At 70.5% G+C, this 20,062-nt stretch carries 14 protein-coding genes; 5 read left to right on the top strand and 9 right to left on the bottom strand.

The features are described 5' to 3' along the window. Positions 1-127: 127 nt before the first annotated feature. Both FXO19_RS07040 and FXO19_RS07035 read left to right on the top strand, forming a co-directional pair. Positions 128-1,468: a Glu/Leu/Phe/Val family dehydrogenase gene (locus FXO19_RS07040; protein WP_149194360.1), complete on the top strand. Its 1,341-nt coding sequence runs from the start codon at positions 128-130 to the stop codon at positions 1,466-1,468. 97 nt (positions 1,469-1,565) lie between these two features. Continuing rightward, positions 1,566-2,024 (top strand): CopD family protein, encoded by a 459-nt coding sequence (locus tag FXO19_RS07035; RefSeq protein WP_149194359.1) that lies wholly within the window; start codon positions 1,566-1,568, stop codon positions 2,022-2,024. Positions 2,025-2,396: 372 nt separating this feature from the next. Here FXO19_RS07035 and FXO19_RS07030 read toward each other — a convergent pair whose 3' ends face one another. The 5 genes from FXO19_RS07030 to FXO19_RS07010 all read right to left on the bottom strand — a co-directional run bounded on the left by FXO19_RS07030 (position 2,397) and on the right by FXO19_RS07010 (position 7,125). Then, positions 2,397-2,924 (bottom strand): DUF2231 domain-containing protein, encoded by a 528-nt coding sequence (locus tag FXO19_RS07030; protein WP_149194358.1) that lies wholly within the window; start codon positions 2,922-2,924, stop codon positions 2,397-2,399. A 7-nt stretch (positions 2,925-2,931) separates the two neighbouring features. Continuing rightward, the gene (locus tag FXO19_RS07025; protein WP_149194357.1) at positions 2,932-3,306 is read right to left on the bottom strand and encodes a hypothetical protein; all 375 of its coding nucleotides are present in this window, start codon (positions 3,304-3,306) and stop codon (positions 2,932-2,934) included. Continuing rightward, entirely contained in the window at positions 3,306-5,825 is a 2,520-nt protein-coding gene (gene ctaD, locus FXO19_RS07020) for a cytochrome c oxidase subunit I (RefSeq protein WP_149194356.1), read from the bottom strand. Before ctaD ends, FXO19_RS07025 begins: the two co-directional genes overlap by 1 nt. Then, entirely contained in the window at positions 5,822-6,604 is a 783-nt protein-coding gene (coxB, locus tag FXO19_RS07015; RefSeq protein ID WP_255516331.1) for a cytochrome c oxidase subunit II, read from the bottom strand. Before coxB ends, ctaD begins: the two co-directional genes overlap by 4 nt. Before the next feature lie 146 nt (positions 6,605-6,750). Continuing rightward, complete coding sequence (locus FXO19_RS07010; RefSeq protein ID WP_149194508.1) at positions 6,751-7,125, bottom strand: YciI family protein; 375 nt, start codon at positions 7,123-7,125, stop codon at positions 6,751-6,753. Positions 7,126-7,489: 364 nt separating this feature from the next. Between FXO19_RS07010 and FXO19_RS07005 the strand changes: the two genes are divergently transcribed. Beyond that, a complete protein-coding gene (locus tag FXO19_RS07005; RefSeq protein WP_149194355.1) occupies positions 7,490-8,593 on the top strand; it encodes an AI-2E family transporter in 1,104 nt (367 codons plus the stop codon). A gap of 82 nt (positions 8,594-8,675) precedes the next feature. Here the strand turns inward: FXO19_RS07005 and FXO19_RS07000 are convergent, their stop codons facing one another. The 4 genes from FXO19_RS07000 to FXO19_RS06985 all read right to left on the bottom strand — a co-directional run bounded on the left by FXO19_RS07000 (position 8,676) and on the right by FXO19_RS06985 (position 18,354). After that, positions 8,676-11,192: a serine/threonine-protein kinase gene (locus FXO19_RS07000; protein ID WP_149194354.1), complete on the bottom strand. Its 2,517-nt coding sequence runs from the start codon at positions 11,190-11,192 to the stop codon at positions 8,676-8,678. A gap of 2 nt (positions 11,193-11,194) precedes the next feature. After that, positions 11,195-11,764, bottom strand: coding sequence for an ECF-type sigma factor (locus tag FXO19_RS06995; protein ID WP_149194353.1), 570 nt, complete (start codon positions 11,762-11,764; stop codon positions 11,195-11,197). 99 nt (positions 11,765-11,863) lie between these two features. After that, positions 11,864-16,735: an autotransporter domain-containing protein gene (locus FXO19_RS06990; RefSeq protein WP_187775669.1), complete on the bottom strand. Its 4,872-nt coding sequence runs from the start codon at positions 16,733-16,735 to the stop codon at positions 11,864-11,866. Positions 16,736-16,950: 215 nt separating this feature from the next. Next, a complete protein-coding gene (locus tag FXO19_RS06985; RefSeq protein ID WP_187775668.1) occupies positions 16,951-18,354 on the bottom strand; it encodes a peptidoglycan DD-metalloendopeptidase family protein in 1,404 nt (467 codons plus the stop codon). Between the two features lie 716 nt (positions 18,355-19,070). Between FXO19_RS06985 and FXO19_RS06980 the strand changes: the two genes are divergently transcribed. Further along, positions 19,071-19,271, top strand: coding sequence for a hypothetical protein (locus FXO19_RS06980; RefSeq protein ID WP_149194350.1), 201 nt, complete (start codon positions 19,071-19,073; stop codon positions 19,269-19,271). Between the two features lie 141 nt (positions 19,272-19,412). Continuing rightward, entirely contained in the window at positions 19,413-20,057 is a 645-nt protein-coding gene (locus FXO19_RS06975; protein WP_187775667.1) for a CARDB domain-containing protein, read from the top strand. The last annotated feature ends 5 nt before the right edge of the window (positions 20,058-20,062 follow it).

Genomic DNA, 20,062 nt, shown 5'->3' with positions numbered 1-20,062 from the left:
CGGCCATGGGCAGGCGCGCGGTGTGACACCACGATCGCGCCTGCAGCTGCGGCGCGACAACGGATCACCGTGACTGCACGCGCCAGCCGTTACAACAGGAGCCGATTCGTCGTATTGCCGGGACGACATGGCCACCAGCAAGCGCAACCCGCGGGACGCCGTGCCCGATCTCTTCGACGCCGCATTCCTGCACGTGCGGCAGGCGGCCGAACGCCTCGGCACCCATCCCGAGGTGCTGCAGACGCTGCACTACCCGAAGGAAACGCTGGCGGCCAACCTGCTGCTGCGCCGCGACGACGCCAGTCTCGCCACCCACAAGGCCTGGCGCTGCCGCTACAACGATGCGCTCGGGCCGACCAAGGGCGGCATCCGTTTCCATCCGGCCAGCAACCTGCGCGAAGTGATGGCGCTGGCGCTGTGGATGACCTGCAAGTGCGCCGTGGTGGATATTCCCTACGGCGGTGCCAAGGGCGCGGTCTGCGTCGATCCGCATGCGCTGTCGGATACCGAGCTGCAGCGCCTGGCGCACGCGTACGTGCACGCGTTCGCACGCATGATCGGGCCGGAACGCGACATCCCCGCACCCGACGTGGCCACCGACGCGCGCACGATGGCCTGGATGGCCGACGAGTACGCCCGTGGCCTGGGCCGGCCCGAGCCGGCGGTGATCACCGGCAAGCCGGTGGCCTATGGCGGCCTCGCCGGCCGCAGCGGTGCCACCGGCATGGGTGGATTCCTGGTGCTGCGCGCGCTGGCGCGGCGCCTGGACCTGCCGCGAAAGGACGCCAGCGTGTCGATCATCGGTTTCGGCAACGCCGGCGGCGCCCTCGCCGACCTGCTGCACGGCGACGGCTACCGTATCGTCGGGCTGGGCGATTCGAAGGGCGCCGTGTTCGCGCCCGCGGGGCTGGACCTGGACGGGGTGCGCGAGGCGAAGCGCGCCCACGGCAGCGTGGCCGACTACACCGGCAAGGGCGTTCGCAGGTTGCGCAGCGCCGATGCCCTGGTCGGCAGCGATTGCGACCTGCTGGTGTTGGCGGCGCTGCAGGACGAGGTGCACGCGGGCAATGCCGACGAGGTGCGTGCACGCGCGGTCCTGGAGATCGCCAACGGTCCGGTGACGCCGGATGCCGACGCGATCCTGGCGCGCAACGGCGTCGAGGTGGTCCCGGATATCCTCGCCAATGCCGGCGGGGTGGTGGTCTCGTACTGCGAGTGGCTGCAGAACCGCAGCCGCGATGCATGGAGCGGGGAACGGGTGCAGTCGCGACTGGAGGACACCATGCGCGCCGCCGCGCGCCGGGTCGACGACACCGCGCAGGAACTCGACGCCTCGTTGCGCCAGGCCGCCTATGCGGTGGCGCTGCGGCGCCTGGAGGCGGCGATCCTGGCGACCTCGCCGCTGCCGACCAACGGCGACTCGCCCTCCGCACGACCTGCCGGCGCGCAAGGCGCCGCGCGCGGTTGAGCGTCCGCTGGCGCCCGTGCCGCAACGGCGCCCGGCTGCGTCCACGGACGCTTCGCGCAGGGCGGCGTAAGGTGGCGCAGGCCTTGCGGAGCGGCGCATGTACTTCTGGCTGAAGTTCTTCCACATCGCGGCGATCGCCGTCTGGTTCACCGGGCTGTTCTTCCTGCCCAGGCTGTTCGTCGCCCGCCACCGTGTGGAGGATGACGCCAAGCGGGAGTACTTCAACCCGGTCACCAATGTGCTGTTCTTCCGGTTGACGACGCCGGCGGCGGTGCTCGCGATCGTGCTCGGCATGGTGCTGATCGCCTATGGCCCGAGCGGCGCCTGGCTGGCGATGAAGCTGGTGCTGGTGTCGTTGGTGGTGCTGCTGCACCTGTACTTCGGCCTGCTGCTGTATGAGCTGGGACACGGACGCGACCGCCATGGACCCATGTTCTACCGAGTGGCGGGCTGGATGCCGCTGCTGCTGCTGCTGGCGATCGCCGCGCTCACCGCCGCCAAGCCGCAAACCGTGGGTAACCTGCCGCCGCCGCCTGCTGCGACCACCGTTCGATAGCCGAATGACCTGCTTCCGTAGGAGCGCGCCATGCGCGCGATGCCGGCGCCATCGCCGCGCCGGCGCAACTGGCGATTCGCGCGTGTCTGCCGCGCCCCTCCGGCATCCGAACCGCTGCTTTGCAGGAGCGCGCCATGCGCGCGATGCAGGCGACGTCCGCGGCCCGACCATCGGCAGTCCCGTCTCGCAAGCCGGAAGGCGTGCCGATGGTTCGGCGTCCGTGGCGGCGAAATGCCCGCGGTATCGCGCGTATGACGCGCTCCTACGTTGGAACGAGAACTACGCCGATTGCACATGGGCAATCGCGTCGACGGGCGATGGTCGTGCGGCTCGGTGCGCATGGTTCGATCGACTGCGTCGTCGCCGCCACGTTCACTCCTCCGGCGGCTCGTCCTCACGGGGTGTCCGGGACTGCTCGTCGCCGTACACGCCGATGCCGTGGCGGAAGCTCAGCGTGCCGCCGAGCCAGCCGGCGATCATCACCAGCACGAAGGTCACCGAAGACAACAACAGCCCCCATGGCCAGACGGCGGCCTCGGCGTCGGGCGCGCGCAGCCAGACGCCGGCGGCCGCCATCGCCAGCACCATGACTGCCACGATGAAGTGGTTCCAGGCCGACACGTGCCGGCGCACCACCCGCAGCGAGAACATGTCGAACATGCCGACCAGGCCGGCGATCACGCCGATGCCCAGGCCCGTGGCATTGAGCCAGTAGCCGACCTGTGCCCAGAACGCATCACCGGCCCACAGGAACAGCAGGTCGGTCACCACCACCAGGCTCAGCAGCGCCACCGGGTACACCACCAGCATCGGGTGGATCGGGTGGTGCATGATCGACATCCGGCTCTCGACCGTATGGCTGCGGGTGCGCGGGGTCGGTTGCTTGAGTTGCTTGCGCATCGGCGCCTCAGTCGCAGGTGGTCAGCAGCAGGATCGGGACGGCGGTGTACGTCACCGCGACCGCGGCGATCACGGCCAGGATCGTCGTGGCCGCGGCAGTGAAGCGGCGCCGTCGCGCCGGCACGTCGTCCGCCGCTGCCGTTGTCTCGAGGCGCCAGGCGCGCCGGGCGCGTGCGCCGAGCCAGGCGATCGCCGCCAGCGCCGCCACCGTGAGCGCCAGCAGCCACCAGGTGACCGCCTCCAGTCCGGCCACGCGGGTGCGCTGCCAGTCTTCGGCGCAGGCCAGCCCCTGCAGGCTGTAGACCGCGAGCAGATGCAGCGCCCATACCGCCATCGGCGCGGCCATCCCGGTCAGGTGTTGCGGTCCCGGCCAGCGGCCCATCACACCAGCCTCGGAAACAGGTGGAGTACGGCCCAGGCGACCACGCCCTGGCCGACCGTGTAGCGCCACAGCCCGGCGGCGACGCGCGGCTCCAGCGGTCGCGTGGCGTCGATGTAGCCATGGCGCATGCGCGCCACGACGTAGCCCGAAGCGAGCATCGCCACCACCACGTGCACGCCGTGGAAGCCGGCCAGCGTCCACACCACCGAGGCATAGGCGTGCACCTGCGGCGGGCCCACGGGACCGGCCAGCGCGACGGCGTGCGCAACCAGGAAACCGGCGCCGAACACGGCCGCCAGCGACCAGCCGAGGGCCCCGCGCATGCGCGCGCCGCTGCCGGTCCCCCGTACCGCCCATTGCACCGCGCCGCCGCTGGCCAGCAGCAGGCCCAGCGCCAGCAGCGGCAGCGTCCAGCCGCCGATGCCGATCCCCGGCGGCGGCCATGCCCCGGTGCCGAGCCACAGGTAGAAGTACGCGAACACCAGCGAGGCGAACAGCGCACCGTCGATCAGCAGCGTGATCACCAGCCCCCACCAGCCGGGCGCGTTGCGACAGGCGTACTGCGTGGGCAGTTCCAGTCCGGGTGCCGCCGGCACGCGCACCGGCGCCCGGCGATCGCCGGTGGTCCAGGCCCAGGCCAGGAACAGCGCCAGCAGCGGTGCCAGCAGCAGCATCGCCGGCAGGTACAGTTTGGCGATGAAGCACGCCAGCAGCAGCGCGATCGTCAGCGCCGCCGACAGCGGAATCCAGGTGGCGTGGGAGACCCGGACCACCTGTTCCGGCGTCGCCGACAGCAGGCCGGTGCCCAGCAGCTCGCGGCGGCCGTGACCGCAATCGCCGAGCAGGCCGTCGGGACGTGCGCTCTCGTCGGCCAGCGCCGCGCGCTCCCACAGCGGATAGCGGCCGTCGACCTCCGGGATCGAGGCGAAGTTGTACTTCGGCGGCGGCGCCGGCAACGCCCACTCCAGGGTGCCGGCGCGCCAGGGATTGCGCCCGGCGCGTGCGCCGTGGAGGAAGCTCAACGCGGCGTCGATCAGGATCGCCAGCATGCCAAACGCCAGCACGAACCCGGCCGCGGTCGAAAGCAGGTTGAGCCACTCGATGCCCAGCTCGGCGGAATAGGTGTACACGCGCCGCGGCATGCCGAGCAGGCCGGTCAGGTGCATCGGCAGGAAGGTCAGGTTGAAGCCGATGAACACCAGCCAGAACGCGGTCCGGCTCAGGCTCTCCGACGGCATCCGCCCGCACGCCAGCGGCAGCCAGTAGTACAGCCCGGCGAACAGCGGGAACATCAGTCCGCCGATCAGCACGTAGTGCAGGTGCGCGACCACGAAGTGCGTGTCGTGCGCCTGCCAGTCGAACGGCACCAGTGCCAGCATCACCCCGGTCAGGCCGCCGAGCACGAACACGAAGAAGAACCCGAACAGGTACAGCAGCGGCACCCGCAGCCAGGGCCGGCCGGCCCACAGCGTGGCGATCCAGGCGAACACCTGGATCCCCATCGGGATCGCCACTGCCATGCTCGCCGCGCTGAAGAACGCCAGCGCCAGCAGCGGCAGGCCGACCGCGAACATGTGGTGCACCCACAGCCCGAAGCTGAGGAATCCCACCGCCACCGTCGCCAGCACGATCCAGGTGTAGCCGACGATCGGCCGCCGCGCGAAGGTCGCGATCACCATCGACACCACGCCCGCCGCCGGCAGGAAGATGATGTAGACCTCGGGATGGCCGAACAGCCAGAACAGGTGCTGCCACAGCAGCGGGTCGCCGCCGCGCGCGACCTCGAAGAAGGCGAAATCGAACGCGCGCTGGATCTCCAGCAATACGCTGGCCAGGATCAGCGGCGGAAAGCCGAACGCGATCATGAACGCCGTCACCAGGATCGCCCAGGCGAACAGCGGCATGCGGCGCACGTCCATGCCCGGCGCGCGGGTGAGCAGGATCGCCACGATCAGCTCCACCGCGGCGGTGACGGCGGCGACCTCGGCGAAGGTCACCCCGATCAGCCAGAAATCCGCGCCCATGCCCGGTGACCAGGTGGCGTCGGTCAGCGGCACGTACATGAACCAGCCGCCGTCGGGCGCGGCGTCGAACAGGAAGCTCGAATAGAGGAACAGACCGCCGAACAGGTAGCACCAGTAGCCGAACGCCGACAGCCGCGGGAACGGCAGGTCGCGCGAGCCGAGCATCTTCGGGATCAGGTACATCGCGAAGCCTTCCATGATCGGCACCGCGAACAGGAACATCATCGTCGTGCCGTGCATGGTCACGAACTGGTTGTAGCGCCGCGGGTCCAGCACCTCGGCGTCGAACCAGGCCAGCTGCAGGCGGATGAACATCGCCAGCATGCCGCCGGCCAGCAGGAAGGCGAAGCCGGTGGCGATGAAGCGCAGGCCGACGGTGCTGTGATTGACCGCAGTCAGCTGGCCGCGCCAGCCGGGTGCGTTGGCCCAGATGCGGCCGAGCGCCGCCAGGCGCTCGCGCTGCACGTCGTCGCCGATGCGCTCGCGCAGGATCATGGCGCCGCCCCCGAGGCAGTGCGGTCGACGGCATGGGCGCGCAGCCAGTCGTCCCAGGCGTCCTCCTCCAGCACCCGCACCGCGAACACCATGTGCGCGTGCTCCAGCCCGCAGAACTCGGCGCACTGCCCGCGCATCGGCGCGGCGCGGTCGGCACGCAGGCGCAGGCGGTTGACCCGTCCGGGGATGGCATCGATCTTGCCGCCCAGGCGCGGAATCCAGAAGCTGTGGATGACGTCGGCGCTGGTGACGTGGAACTCGACCATGCGCCCGCGCGGCAGCGCCAGTTCGTCGATCGAAATGGCGGCCGCCGCGCCGTCGCCGTCGCGGTAGTGGAACTCCCATTGCCACTGGCGCCCGGTGACCTCGATCACCAGGTCGACCTCTTCGCCGAGTCCGGTGACGCGGCTGCTGTGGACGGTGCCGTAGACCAGCAGCGCGGCCAGCACGACGGTGGGCAGCACCAGGCCGCCGCCTACGATCAATCGCTGCGGCCGCGCCAGCGCGCGGGTATCGCGACCGCGCAGCAGGGCGTAGAGCAGGAGCGCCAGCACCAGCACCCAGATCGCGATCGCGGCCCAGAACATCAGCCACCAGGTCTGCGCGATCGTCTCGGCGGCGGGTCCGGCCGGATCGAGCGCCGACTGCGGCCCGGCGCAGGCGCACAGTACGGTCGCGCCCGCTGTCGCGATCGCGCCGCGGGTCCGGCGATGCCTGTCCCGGTATCCGATCGTGCCGTTCCTCGTGCCGTGGATGGCGCCGCAGCGCGGGCCCTTCAACGACGCAAGCTAACGGCGCGTGGCACTAGGTGATGTGAACGCGCGCATGCGCCGGAGCACGCGCCGCGGTCCGCCGTTGCCAGTCACCCATGTGGGAGCGACGGAAGTCGCGACCCCGCGATCCCAACCGAGGCCGCCTGCCTTTGTCAGGCGCCCACGCGCCGCCGCACCGCCTCGGCATCGCGCACCGCGCGCACCTCGATGCATCCGGCCTTCGCCCACGGGAATTCGTGCGCCATCCGCACCGCCTCCTCCAGGCTATCGGCCTCGACCAGGTTGAACCCGGCCAGGATCTCCTTGGTCTCGGCGAACGGACCGTCGGTCACCGTGGCGCGGCCATCGCGGATGCGGACCGAACGTGCCGTCGCCGGCGCTTCCAGCTGCTGGAAGCCGAGCAGCTTGCCGTCGGCCTGCATTTCGTCGGCATGCTTGAGACAGGTGCGCATCATGTCGTCGGCCTCGCCCTCGGGCAGGGCGTCGATCAGGGTGTCGTCGGTGTAGACCAGCAGCAGGTATTGCATCGGGGGCGTCCAGCGGCGGGAGGTGGGCGTCATTAAGCCGCATCCGCGGCTCCGCTGCCAGTTTCCGAGGCAACGATGCCGGGAACGCCTGCATCGCCGTTGGCCCGCATCGTCGTCGCAGCATGGCGCCGTCGCGACCGGTGCCGACCCGGAAAATGCGCGCGGCGGCAGATCACACCATCGCAGCGCTGAACGTGACGAAGGCCCGGCCCTGCCGAGCGTGCCGCACTGACCCGCGCGGTGCGAGAATGGAGGGCCGCGCCGGACCCGGCGCCCCGTTCCCGGGAACGCGCATGTCCGCAGTACGCCAGGGCGCAGCCGCCACCTCCGATCGCCGCCACGCGCCGCAGGGGAGCGTGCGCCGATGACGCGAACCCGGGATCGCCTGCAATCGGTCGTCCACGGCGCTGCGTTGGCCCTGATCGTCGGCTGGGTGCTGTACGTCGGCAAGCAGGTATTCGTGCCGATGGTGTTCAGCGTGCTGGTGGTCTACGTGATCGTCGGCCTGGCGCGCGCGATCACCGCGGTGCCGGTGGTCGGGCCGCGTGTGCCGGCGCCGCTGCGCTACGGGTTGTCGATCCTCGGGATCGCCTTCGTGCTGGCAGCCGGGGTCTCGCTGGTGGTGAACAATGTCGGCCGTGTGGTGCAACTGGCGCCGATCTACCAGGACAAGCTGCTCGAGCGGATCCAGCAGGGCGCCGAATTCTTCGGCCTGCGCGCCGCGCCGACCTGGACCGCGTTGCGCGAGGACTTCCTCGATCAGGTGCGGCTGCAGGACCTGATCGGGCCGACCGTGCTGTCGGTGACCGGCATCGGCATGACCCTGCTCGTGGTGCTGCTGTACGTGACCTTCCTGCTGGTCGAGAAGCGGGTGCTCGCCGCCAAGCTGCGCAATCTCTCCGACGACCCGCGCGACGTCTCCCGCATCCGCCAGGTGCTCGACAGCATCAATATCCGCACCGGCCAGTACCTGGCCGTCAAGACGCTGATCAACGTCGTCCTGGGCGTGGTGAGCTGGGCGATGATGGCGGTGTTCGGGCTGGAGTTCGCCGGTTTCTGGGCGGTGCTGATCGCGGTGCTCAACTATGTACCGTACATCGGTTCGTTCCTCGGCGTGCTGTTCCCGGTGGCCTGGGCGATCGTGCAGTTCGGCGACCCCGGCACGGTGATCACGCTGCTGGCGCTGCTGGCGGCGGCGCAATTCGTGATCGGCAACTTCCTCGACCCCTTCCTGATGGGCAACTCGCTCAACCTCAGCCCATTCGTGATCCTCGCCAGCCTGACCATCTGGGGCGGGCTGTGGGGCATTCCCGGCGCCTTCCTCGCGGTGCCGATTACTGCGGTGCTGGTGATCGTACTGTCCGAGTTCCGCGGCACCCGCCCGATCGCGGTGCTGATGTCGCGCAACGGCAATCTCGATGTCGGCCGCGCCGCACCGGGGCGGTCGGTGGATCGGCCCAGCGGCTAGGAACAGACTCCAAGGGCCCGTTCGACCGGTGCCGGCGGCCGTCGAGATCGGCGTTCCGTCAGCCGGGTGTCGCCATCGTCCGTCACAGCGGTGCAAGGGCGAGTTCGAGCTGGCCCCATGCCAATGCATGATCGGAGCCCGGTGGCGTCATCGCGCAGTCGCGCCCGGCGATCCGCAGCACGCGGCAACACGCGGCGAGTGCAGGGTGCCCCTCGTCCAGCACCCCGAGACGCAGGTCGAGCGCCCGCTGCGCCAGATCGCCCGCAGAACCGAGGTCGCCGTCGGCCAAGGCGATGACCGCCTGACCGAGGAGGATTTCGCCGCGGCGTGGATGCCGTCCTCCGGCGTGGGACGCGAATACGGCCTCGGCACGCGACAACTCCGACGCTGCGGCGCTGTGCCGGCCATCGGCCAGCAGCGCCCAGGCCAGGTCGGAGCGGGCCAGGGCGGTGATATGGCTGCCCTCGCCGAGTTCGCGCGCATAGGTTTCGACGATCCGCCGCAGCCGGGAAATCGCGGCCGGTATCTCCCCGCGCAGCAGCTGCAGCTGCGCCAGGCGGTGCCCTGCCCAGGCCCTGCCCAGCAGGCCTGGCTGGAACAGCGCCGTACGGATCGCATCCGCCTCGTCCAGCGTCTCCTGTGCAGCCGGCAGGTCGCCGCGCTGCAGGTGGATCTGGCCGAGATGATCGAGGCCGGTGGCGAGATTGACATGTTTGCCGAGCCGTGCGCGATCGATCCGAACCGATGCCTGCAGGGACTTCTCGGCGCTTCCGAACTCGTCACGATCCCGCAACACCATGCCCAGCAATCGGTGGGCGACGGCGGTCCGGGTATCGGTTTCGCCGAAATGCGCGTGCGACAACGACAGCAGCCGTTGCGCCAGCGCCAATGCACCGGGGTAGTCGCCCAGGCTGTGGGTGAGATCCGTCGACGCCGCAAGTACGCTGAACAGGCGTGGATCGTCGGTGCCGTGGCGCCGTTCCAGGCGCGCCAGGTGCAGGGTCGCAAGCCGTCGCGCGCCGTCGTAATCGCCGGTGAAGTGCAGGGCGTCGATCAGCGTCGTATCGATGTCGTCGCGCAGCGTTTCCGGCATCCGCGCAAGCGCGGGAACCGCGCGCGCGCGTTGCAGTACCTCGACCGCATCGCGGTATTCGCCGCGCCCCAGGCGCGCCTGGCCGATCAGCAGCAGAGTTTGCAACAGCGCCTCGGGCCGTTCGGGCAGCGTCAGCAGCGCCTGGCGTTCGACTTCATCCAGCAGGGCGGTGACGGTTTCGACAGGCTGGGGATCGACCCCGTAGCGGTTGGCGTGCAGCGCGCCGCCCAGCAGTTCGAGCACCGCCCGTGATGTTTCCGCCTCGCGCGCCGCGCGCATCGCCTGGTCGACCCAGGCAATGCCGAATACGCTGCCGGCGAGCAGGGTGGTCGCGGTGATCGCGGCGGCGATGCGATGCCTGCGGATGAACTTGGCGCTGCGTTTCCAGGCGCCGGCGCGGCGTGCCTGCACCGGCCGGTTTTCGCGCCAGGCCTGCAGGTCCGCGCACAGTGCATCGACCGTGGCATAACGCGCATCCGGCGCCTTCGCCAGCGCCTTGAGCACGATGGCGTCTAGGTCTCCGGCGACCGCCGAGACTTCGCTCCGGCCGGCGCCGCCATGGCGCAGCACGCGCGAAGGCGGTTGCGGCGTGTCCTGCAGGATCGCCTGCATCGTGCGCGCGCGGTTGCCGCCGGTGTCGGCATGCGGATAGCGGCCGGCAACCAGCAGATACAACAGCAGGCCTAGCTGGTAGACGTCGGAAGCGACGTTGACCAGATCGCCGTTGAGTTGTTCAGGGCTGGCGTACTCCAGGGTAAGTACGCGCGTACTGACCGCCGTCACCGCCTGGTCGAAGGCATCGCGAAGCGCCTTGGCGATGCCGAAATCCAGCAGTTTGACTTGCCCCGCCGGCGTCACCATCACGTTGGACGGCTTGAGGTCGCGGTGCACGATCAGGCGATCGTGGGCATGGCCGACCGCACCTGCGATCTCGAGGAACAGGTCGAGCCGCCGCTGCAGCGCGAGCGCGTTCGCCTGCAGGAACAGGTCGAGCGCAAGGCCTTCGACGTGTTCCATCGCCAGCCACGGACGGCCATCGTCGGCGATGCCGCTGTCGTAGTAGCGCGCGATGCGCGCGTCGCTGAGCGCGGCCAGAATCCGGCACTCATGGATGAAACCGCTGCGCAGGGTGGCCGCGGCCATGCCGGCGGCCATCAGCTTGAGTGCCGCGCGTTGCCGTACGCCGTTGTGTTCGCGTTCGGCCAGATACACTTCCGACATGCCGCCGGTGCCGATGCGCTGCAGCAGCTGCCAGCCGCCGAGCGCGTCGCCCGGGCCGATGCCGGGCAGCTCGGCCAGCGCCTCGGCATAGAGCGGGGAAGTGTTGAGGCGGTCGAGTGGCTCGCTGGCGTCCAGCGCGGCCAGCAGCCGGCGCAGCTCGGCGGCCAGCGCCGGGTCGCGCACGGCGCAGTCCTCCAGCCATGGCGCGCGTGCATCGAGGGGGAGCGCCAGCAGCCGTGCCAGTTCGCGGTCCAGCACGCGCCAGCGTTCGTCGTCGGGCAACATGGCTACCCTCCGTCGTCGTCCGGCAGCAGCGCCCGGTACAGCCAGATCCGCGCACGTTGCCAGTCGCGTTGCATCTGGCGCAGGGTCAGGCCATAGAATTCGGCGATCTCCGGCAGTTCCAGGCCTGCGAACAGCCGGTATTGCAGCAGTTCGGCCAGTCGCGGATCGTGCTGCTCCAGCGCGTTCAACGCCGCATCCAGTGCGACCAGGGCGTCCGGCTGCGCGTAGTCGACGGCATCGCCTTCCTGCAGTTCCAGCAGCGCGCGGCCGCCGCCGCGCTTTTCGCTTTGCCGGCGGCGCGCATGGTCGATGACGATGTGGCGCATGGCGCGCGCGCACAGGGCATAGAAATGCTTGCGCCCATTGAGATCGAGAACGCCGTGCTCGGCCAGCCGGGCATAGGCTTCGTGCACGAGTGCCGTGGTGCACAGCGTGCCCCGGGAATTGCGCGCCAGCGTGCGGTGCGCGATCGTCTTGAGTTCGGCGTACACCAGGCCGAAGACCCGGTCCAGCTGCTCGCGATCGTCTGCGGCAGCGGCCAGCAGTCGGGTGATCTCGGCGCTGCTGTCCATCGCGATCGACGCTCCGGCAAGGCCAGACGCCGGCCAGTGTGCTCCTGTTTCCGCGGCATGAACAAGTTCACGGGCGTGGTCCCGGCTGCGAGGCGCCGTCTAGAAATCCATCGCGAATACAGCCCGCGCCGCGTTCTCGCGCACATCCGATGCGAATCGGCCCGCATAGGAGACCCCGATCCTGGCGTTGTCGCCGAGTGCGAAGTCGAGGCCGAGATCGACGACCAACGCGTTCCCGGCGAGCGGTACGCCGGCGATGGCGAAGGCATCGCCCCCGGCGAACGCGAACCGGCCTTGCGGCGTGGTGTCGCCGAAGGCGTGCTGCCAACCCAGCATGCCGTGCAGCTTCGCGGAGGTGGCGCGGCCGGCATCGAAACGGCGCGTCAGGCGCAGGCCCAGGGTCGTGTAGGCGACATCGTGCTTGCTGTCGGCGGCGGTCAACGCCGCCATGCCGCCGGTTTCCTCAACGCCGTCGCCGTCGACCTGCGCCCAGGCCAGGGAGACGAACGGTTCCCACGCGATGTCGCCGCGATCGAAACCGTAGCCGTATTCGCCGAACAGCTGCAGGGTGCCGGCGTCGTAGTCGGCGCGCAGGTCTTCGGCGTAGCCGGCGAAGCCCACCTGCCGGTCCACGTCGACGCGATGCCAGCTGTAGGCCGCGCCCAGCCGCAACGCCGACGGGCCCCATTGCTTGCCGGCGTAGCCGGCGAGGTGGGTGCTGTGGACCCTGGCCGACGCGCGACGCGCATCCACGTCGTACGAGGAGCGGTGGTAGCCCGCGGCGGCGCCCAGCCGCCAGCCGTCGCCGAACTCGCCGTCGCCCCCCACCAACAGGCCACCGACCGAGCGCTCCAGCCTGGCGGTATTGCCGTCGCCGTCGGTTCTGCCGCGGGCGCCGAGCGCTTTGGCCCAGACACCGCGCGCGTCCGCCTGCCCGGCAGCCGCGCCCTGCAGGCGTCCGTTGGTCGCATCGCGGATGTAGCGGCTTTCGTCCGCAAGCGCGCCGAGGGTCGAGGCGTGGATCTCGCCCGACAACGCGTCGAAGGCGACGCGGGCTTCGGCCTCGTCGAGCACGGCCACCGCATCCCAGACCGGATGGCCATTGCCGAGCGAGTCCGCGCCGGCGCCGGTGGCGGCCTGGTTCGGCGTCTGCCCGACGCTGGCGAAGCTGGCGCTTTGGAGCAGGGTCAGCGATACCGCATCCGGCGCGTAGTCCAGCGTCGGCGTCAGGAACGCCGAATCGACATCCAGCGCCAGCGCATCGAAGGTGCCGATCACACCGCCGTTGGCGGTCAGCAGCGTATAGGGGCTGTCGATCGCAACGGCGTTCAGCGGCAGCGCAGCGACGAGGCCGCCGTTCAGGGTCGCGGTACCGGTGGCCGCCAGCAGATCGCTGTCGCCGGCACTACCGAGTTCGGCCTCGAACACGGAGCCGGGCGCGAAGGTCACATCGCCATCGACCGTCAGCGTGCCGATCGAAGCGCCGGGCGCCAGGGTGCCGGCGACCGTCGTGGTACCGACCGTGCCGGTGCCGGCCAGGGTGCCGTCCGCCAGCACGGCGAGCGTGCCGCCGAGCGCGCCGTCGATCTGCAGCGTGCCGGCGTGGACGAAGGTCTCGCCGCCGAAGCCGCCGGAGTCGGCGCCGAGGACCGTGGTGCCGGCGAGTACGTTGACGGTGCCCGCGCCACCGAGCCTGGGCGCGAAATCGTAGCCGTCGTCGGTGTGGTTGAAGTTGAGCGTGCCGTCGCCGTCGCCGAAGCTGACGACATTGACGTCCAGCCTGCCCGGCGCGGCGGCGTCCTGGGCGGCGCCCGCACCGATGTCCAGCGTGCCCTCGGACCCGGGCTGGGAGGCGATGGCGATCTGGCCGGTGTCGACGCCGCCGCCGTTGGCCACGACCAACCGCCCCGTGCCCTGGCGGCCGACCGTCGCGGAGCCGTCCAGCGCCAGGCGCGATCCTGCGCCGTCTACCGTGACGCTGCCGGAACCGGCGGCGCTGCCGATCCATGCGAACGAATCGCTGCTCACCGTGGCGCCGTCGGCGATGGCGAGGCTTGCCGTTCCGCTGCTGCCCACGATCAAGCTGCTCGTGCTGTGCCAGGTCGAGTCCGTGCCGGTGACGGTCACCGTGCCGGTGCCGCCTGCCGAAGCGCCGATCACGGCGACCTCGCTGAGCATGTTCCCCCCTTCGGCGACGGTCACCTTACCGATACCGCCGCCGCCGACGGCGAACTGCGCCGAGGTGGTCCATTGCGAGCCTTCGCCCGCCAGCACGACCGTTCCCTGCGAGCCCGCCACGGTGCCGATCGCGCCGCCGACATTGTCGACCGAGGCGCCGTCGAGGATGTCCAGGACCCCGGTGCCGCGGAAGCCGACGAACAGGCTGCCGCCGTTCTGCCAGTGCGAGTCGGCGCCGCTCACCGCCACCGTGCCGTCCGCATCCGCTTCGAAACCGACGTAGCCGATCGCATTGCTCACCAGGCCGCCGGCGGCGATGCCCAGCGCGCCGACGCCGTTTTCGGCGACGACGAGATTCTGGGCGATGTTCCAGGCCGAATCCGTCCCCGCGACCCGGACCGTACCAGCCGAGTTCGGTGCGCGGGCGATGACGGCATCCGCGCCGCCCGTCGTCGTGCCGCCGTCCTCGACCAACAGGGTGCCGGCGCCGGCGTCGCCCACCACGATCGTGTCGGCGTTGTTCCAGGCCGAGCCGGTTCCGTTGACCGCGACCGCGCCTTCGGCCGTCCCCCCGGCTCCGACGATGCCGGCTGCGTTCGCCACTGCGCCGCCGTCGGCGATCGTCAGGACGCCGCTGCCGGCGCTGCCGACCAGGAGATCATCGGCCGCGTTCAAGGCGGAGCCGGCGCCGCTGACCAGCACCTCGCCCGCTCCGACCGTAAACCCGCCGATGGTGATGAAACCGCCGGCATTGCTCACGGTCCCGCCGCCGGAGACGACCATCCGGCCGGCGCCGGCACTGCCGATCGCCATACCGTTGCCGAGATCCCATTGCGTGCCGGCGCCATCCACCGTCACTTCGCCCACGGCGCCTTCGTGGCGTCCGATGAAACCGAACGCCGCCTGCACCGCGCCGCCGTCGGTGATGGAGAGTGCGCCCGACCCCTCGTTGCCGACAGTGAGCACCCCGACGCTGGCCCAGAGCGAACCGGCGCCGTCGACCGAGGCCATGCCCACCGCGTCGGCGAAGTCGCCGATCACTCCGAATGCGCTGCTCACCATCCCGCCGTCGGCGACAGTCAGGGTGCCGAGGCCCTGGTCGCCCACGACCAGGTGTTCGCTGTTGGCCCAGTGGGAACCGGGGCCCGATACGGTCACCGCGGCTTCCGAAACAGCGGAGTTTCCGACCAGCGCATTGGTATTGTCGACCGTCGAATTGCCGGAGACGTGCAACGTGCCGTTGCCGCGCACGCGCAGGCCGCCGGCCAGGTTCAGCGCGGAGCCGTTGTCGACGGCTACCGTGCCGTCCCCGCTTTCGCCGCCGATGAAGCCGAACGAGCTGCCCGTGACGACGCTGCCGTCGTCGACCAGCAGGGTGCCGTCGCCGCCGCTGCCGACGGCGAGATTGGCGCCGATGGTCCAGAGCGAGCCGCCGCTTACCGTGGCGATGCCGGTCGAGCCGGCCGCGTCGCCGATACCGGCGAAACTGCTGCTGACCGTCGCCCCGTCGGCGATGGTCAGCGTGCCGTTGCCTGCAAGGCCGGCATACAGTGCGCCGCCGCCGGTATCCCAGGCAGAGCCGGCACCGGTCACGAGGACCGTACCCTCGGCACCGGCTTCGACGCCGATCAGGCCGTTCCCGATCCCGGCATTGGTTACCTGGCCGCCGTCGGCAATGGTCAGTGCGCCGCTGCCGGCATTGCCGACCAGCAGCCTGCCTGCGTGGTTCCAGGCCGAACCGGCGCCGGTCACCGTGACCGTCCCCGACGAGCCGCCGGAATCGCCCAGTACGCCATCGGTGCTGGCCACCGTTCCGCCGTCGGCGATGGTCAGCGTGCCCGTGCCGGCGTAGCCGACGACGAGTTCGGCGGTGCTGTTCCAGAGCGAGCCGGGGCCGGTCACCGTCGCGGCGCCCTCGGCGCCTGCCTGGAGGCTGATGAACCCGCCGGCGCTGTCCACCCTGCCGCCGTCCTCGACCAGCACGGTGCCGGTGCCGGTCTGTGCCACCCGGAGGCTGGAGGCATTGCTCCAGAGCGAACCGGCACCTGTGACCGTGACCGTGCCCTCGGCGCCGTCCAGCAGGCCGACGTGCCCCTGAATGTTGTCCACATGCGCGCCGCCGGCGATGGTCAGCATCCCCGTGCCGCCACTGCCCACGAACAGATTGGCGCCATTGCTCCAGCCCGAGCCGACGCCGGTCACCGTCACCGCGCCCTCCGAACCCGCCGCGCGGCCGATGAAGCCGCTGGTGCTGTTGTTCAGGGTGCCGCCGTTGGCGACGACCAGCGTGCCGGTGCCCGCTTCGCCGACGGCGATGCTGCCGGTGTTGTCCCAGGCCGAACCGGCACCGGTGATCAGCACGGTGCCGTCCGAACCCGCCAAGGTACCGACGCCCGAAGCGCCGTTGCTGTTCACCTGCACACCGTTCAGGACGTTCAGCGTACCGCTGCCGCCGAGGCCGACCTGGAGATCCTGGGCGTTGTTCCAGACCGAACCCGCCTGGGTCACCGTGACCGCGCCCAGCGAACCGGACGATTCGCCGATGACCCCCCGCTGGTTGTCTACCTGTCCACCATTGAAAATCTGCAGCGTGGCGGTGCCCGTCCGGCCGACGGTGAGGTCGAGGACCGCCCCGGTCGCCGCGCCGTTCACGCTGGTCAGGTTGGGGGCGATGGTGTCGATGACGACATCGTCGTTGGGCCCGGGCGGCCCCACCGGCGTCCAGTTGAGTCCGTTGAACCAGCTGTCCGACTGGCTGCCGTTCCAGAACATCTCGTCCGCATGCGCCGGCATCAGGGCGCCGCAGGCGGTCGCCGCCAGTATCGCGCTGCACAGCCTGTGCCGTCGTGGCTGATGCGGATGCGGGCGAGGGTATCGGTTGCGGCTGGTCATGGGGTGTCTCCAGAGTTTGCGGGTACGGTCACTGCTTGAACGCGGTTGCGCGACGGAAACGACACGGCCGGAAAAAACCGGTGTCGGCGGCGGCCGGCACCGGTCGCGAGGACGGATTACTTGCTCCAGATCGCCGCGTAGCGCGCAGAGCCGCCCACGCCATAGCCAGTGACGTCGCGCGTAAGCAATCCGGCGCCGGTCGCGCCCTGCCATTCGCTCTGGTACTGGCCGCCGGTCAGGCCATGGCGCGCCTTGTACGGGCCGTTGGCCTTCGAGCTCCAGATCGCCGAAAAGTACGGCTGTCCGCCGTGCACATAGGCGTTGAGGTAGACCAGTTGGCGCTTCTTCTGGGCGTTGTCGTTGAACGCCTGCTGGTACTGGGTGGCGGTCAGTGCCGACTTCGCCTGCCAGCCGCCGATGTCGGCCTTGTCGTACAGCGCGGTGTAGCGGCGTTGGCCGCCGACGGACACCACCGAAACGTTGCGTGGACGGAAACCCTGCTTGCTCAGCGTATCCATGCGCTGCTGGTGGTCGGCGGCGGACAGGCCGTGATAGGCCGAATATGCCGGCCCCGCCTGCTTGCGGAAGATCACCGCATAGCGCACGCCCTGCTTGCCGTTGTAGCTCTCGACCTGGTGCGGGCGATAGCCCTTGTTCTTGAACGCGTTGAAGCGCTGCTGGTACTGCGCGCCGGTCAGGCCGTGGAACGCGGCCGATACGGTATTGCCCTTGGGCCGGAAGACGGCGTTGTAGTAGACCGCGCCGCCGACGTCGAAGCCGTCGATCCACTCCAGCGCGTAGCCCGCGGCGATCGCCTGGTCGAACAGGCACTGGTAGTCGCGCGAAGGCACGCCGTGGCGCGCCACTTCCTTGGCGCCGGGCTTGATCGTGCCGGGCACCTTGCGTGCGGTATAGCTCTGGCCGCTGGCGTAGCGTCCGCCGGCGATGCCGCAGACCCGCGGGATCCGGTTGCGCTTGCTGCCGGCATTGTCGGTGAGGAAGCCGCCGACGGTCTTGATGCCGCCGCCGTTGCCGATCTCGAAATGCAGGTGACGGCCGCTGGCGCAGCCGACGTCGCCCTCGTCGCCGAGGTAGGTGCCGGCCTTGACGAACTGCCCGACCTTCAGCTTGGCCTTGCCGCTGGACGAGCCTTGTTTCATGTGCGTGTACTTGGTTCGCTCGCCGTTGGCGTGCTCGATCCAGACGTAGTTGTTGTTCTTGGGCTTGTCCGGATTGGCTTTGCAGTCGATGCGCTCGCTGAAGCCGTCGACGACGTGGCGGACGATGCCGTCGGCCGCGGCCACGATCTTGTAGGTGCCGCCGCCGGTGCCGCGCATGTCGATGCGCCCGGGCGGGTCGTGCTTGAGGTGGTCGTTGGTGACCTTGACCTGGGTGCCGTCGGCATAGGGGATGCGGTAGACGCCCTTGGAGGGGTCGAGCGCGGCGGCGTGGCCGCTGGCCAGCAGCGCGCAGCCGGCGAGCAGCAGGACGGGGGATTGGAGATTGCGATGGCTGGGCATGATGCGGGGCTCCTGATGGATGAGGTACGGCCGGAAACCGGACCGGTCGCATCCAGGGAGTCGTATCCGGCGGCCGGATCCCGCCACATCGCAGGCCCGTCGCGTGCCGGGCGGCCCGGCCCGGTGCAGCCGGCCTGTTCCGGCGGATGGCGGGATCGCGGCCGCCTTCGCGACTTCAACGGGGAGTCCGCATCCTGACCGGCGACCTTCGCCGGGACGGCGACCGGCTCGACGGCACCCGCCGTTCCTTCGACCCATCCCCAAGGAGTCCACGATGCGATTTGCACCCGTCCCTACCCCCGTCGACGCCAGCCGCGCCCCGCGCGCCCTGCGCCATGTCCCGCTGCTGGCAGGACTGGCAGCCGCCCTGTGCCTCGCACTGCCGGCCGAGTCGGCCCAAGCGCAGCAGCGGACTGCAGTGCCGCCGGTGACCGGCTGTCCCGACGGCTGGAAGCCGGTGCCGCCGGGCCTGAATCCGGCACTGCGCTGCCTGCCCGACAATCTCGTCGCCAGGCCTGCGCCGGGCCGTGCGCCGCCGGGCGATCCGAACGCCTGCCCGGCCGGCTGGCGCCCGGTCGGCCCGGAGATGAACCCGGTGCTGCGATGCCTGCCCGGCAGCATCGCAGCGCGACCGACCCGTGGTTCGGCGGCGCCGCCGGATCCGACCGAATGCCTGCCCGGGGGGCTGGAAGCCCACGCCACCCGGCCTCAACCCGGTGCTGCGCTGCCTGCCCGACGACATCGTCGTGTCGCAGGCCCCCGGACGCGCCGCTCCACCGCAGCCGATCGGCTGCCCCGACGGCTGGCAGCCGGTGGCGCCCGGGGTGAACCCGGTGTTGCGTTGCCTGCCCGGGAATCTCGCGCCACGCGGTGGCAAGGGTGGGCTGGCACCGGCGCCGCGTCGCCAGGGCGGCTGATCGCCGTTGTTGAACTGGAGGCGCACCGCAATCGTCGTGCGCCCGCCGCCGGGCCGGCAGACCAGCTTCGTATCACTGCCGATGCGGCGCGGTCTGGCCGGCGCCGGGTCCTTATGCCGTCAACCCAATCAGGAGCACGCCATGTCCAGACACCTCACGATGCTTGCAGCCGCCAGCCTGGCTGTCGTTTCCGCCCTCGACACCGCGGGCGCGCAGCCGCGGCTTGCAGCCGATCAGCCGGCGGATGCCGCCGGGCAGTCCGCAAACGCGGACGATCCGGTGCTGCGCGCCGTTGCGGTGCCGCCGCAGCAGGGCGACGACGGTGGCCCGGGGCAGGGGCGCCAGCTCTTGAAGGTCGCCGTCATGCCAGTCGACCTGTCCCTGGTCGGCGCCTTCACCATCGGCAACGGGCCGATCGGCTGGGGCACCAGCACCGAGTTGGCGACCGCCGCCGCGGCGTACCGCAAGGGCGGGCGTTGCGCCTTCCGCTATGCCTATCCCACCCGCAACCAGGGGCCGGGGGCCTCGGCGGCCGCCGTCAACCGCATCCTCCTCGATGCGCCCGACGGTTCGCAGCTGGCCCAGGATCCACTACCGCCATTGGCTGCCGGCGCCCCCCACATCGCCAGCGGCCACGTGTTGCTCGCGCCGGGCGTCTCGATGCTGTACGTGCACGCCGATGCGGCACAGCAGGTGGCGGAAACGGACGAGAACAACAACCTGCGGCGGGTGCGGGTGACGGTGAAAGGCGAGTGCGGCCCCACGCGGGGATCGCCGGAGGGTTGATGCCG

Source organism: Luteimonas suaedae, assembly GCF_008312895.1.
GTDB lineage: Bacteria > Pseudomonadota > Gammaproteobacteria > Xanthomonadales > Xanthomonadaceae > Luteimonas > Luteimonas suaedae.
Note: the sequence above shows the minus strand (reverse complement) of the source record. Positions and strands in the feature narration are given on the sequence as shown.

Excerpts from the sequence above, each read along its gene's own strand:
- FXO19_RS07040 (WP_149194360.1), top strand. The coding sequence starts at position 128 with ATGGCCACCAGCAAGCGCAACCCGCGGGACGCCGTGCCCGATCTCTTC.
- FXO19_RS07035 (WP_149194359.1), top strand. The coding sequence starts at position 1,566 with ATGTACTTCTGGCTGAAGTTCTTCCACATCGCGGCGATCGCCGTCTGG.
- FXO19_RS07030 (WP_149194358.1), bottom strand. The coding sequence starts at position 2,924 with ATGCGCAAGCAACTCAAGCAACCGACCCCGCGCACCCGCAGCCATACG.
- FXO19_RS07025 (WP_149194357.1), bottom strand. The coding sequence starts at position 3,306 with ATGGGCCGCTGGCCGGGACCGCAACACCTGACCGGGATGGCCGCGCCG.
- ctaD (WP_149194356.1), bottom strand. The coding sequence starts at position 5,825 with ATGATCCTGCGCGAGCGCATCGGCGACGACGTGCAGCGCGAGCGCCTG.
- FXO19_RS07010 (WP_149194508.1), bottom strand. The coding sequence starts at position 7,125 with ATGCAATACCTGCTGCTGGTCTACACCGACGACACCCTGATCGACGCC.
- FXO19_RS07005 (WP_149194355.1), top strand. The coding sequence starts at position 7,490 with ATGACGCGAACCCGGGATCGCCTGCAATCGGTCGTCCACGGCGCTGCG.
- FXO19_RS07000 (WP_149194354.1), bottom strand. The coding sequence starts at position 11,192 with ATGTTGCCCGACGACGAACGCTGGCGCGTGCTGGACCGCGAACTGGCA.
- FXO19_RS06995 (WP_149194353.1), bottom strand. The coding sequence starts at position 11,764 with ATGGACAGCAGCGCCGAGATCACCCGACTGCTGGCCGCTGCCGCAGAC.
- FXO19_RS06990 (WP_187775669.1), bottom strand. The coding sequence starts at position 16,735 with ATGCCGGCGCATGCGGACGAGATGTTCTGGAACGGCAGCCAGTCGGAC.
- FXO19_RS06985 (WP_187775668.1), bottom strand. The coding sequence starts at position 18,354 with ATGCCCAGCCATCGCAATCTCCAATCCCCCGTCCTGCTGCTCGCCGGC.
- FXO19_RS06975 (WP_187775667.1), top strand. The coding sequence starts at position 19,413 with ATGTCCAGACACCTCACGATGCTTGCAGCCGCCAGCCTGGCTGTCGTT.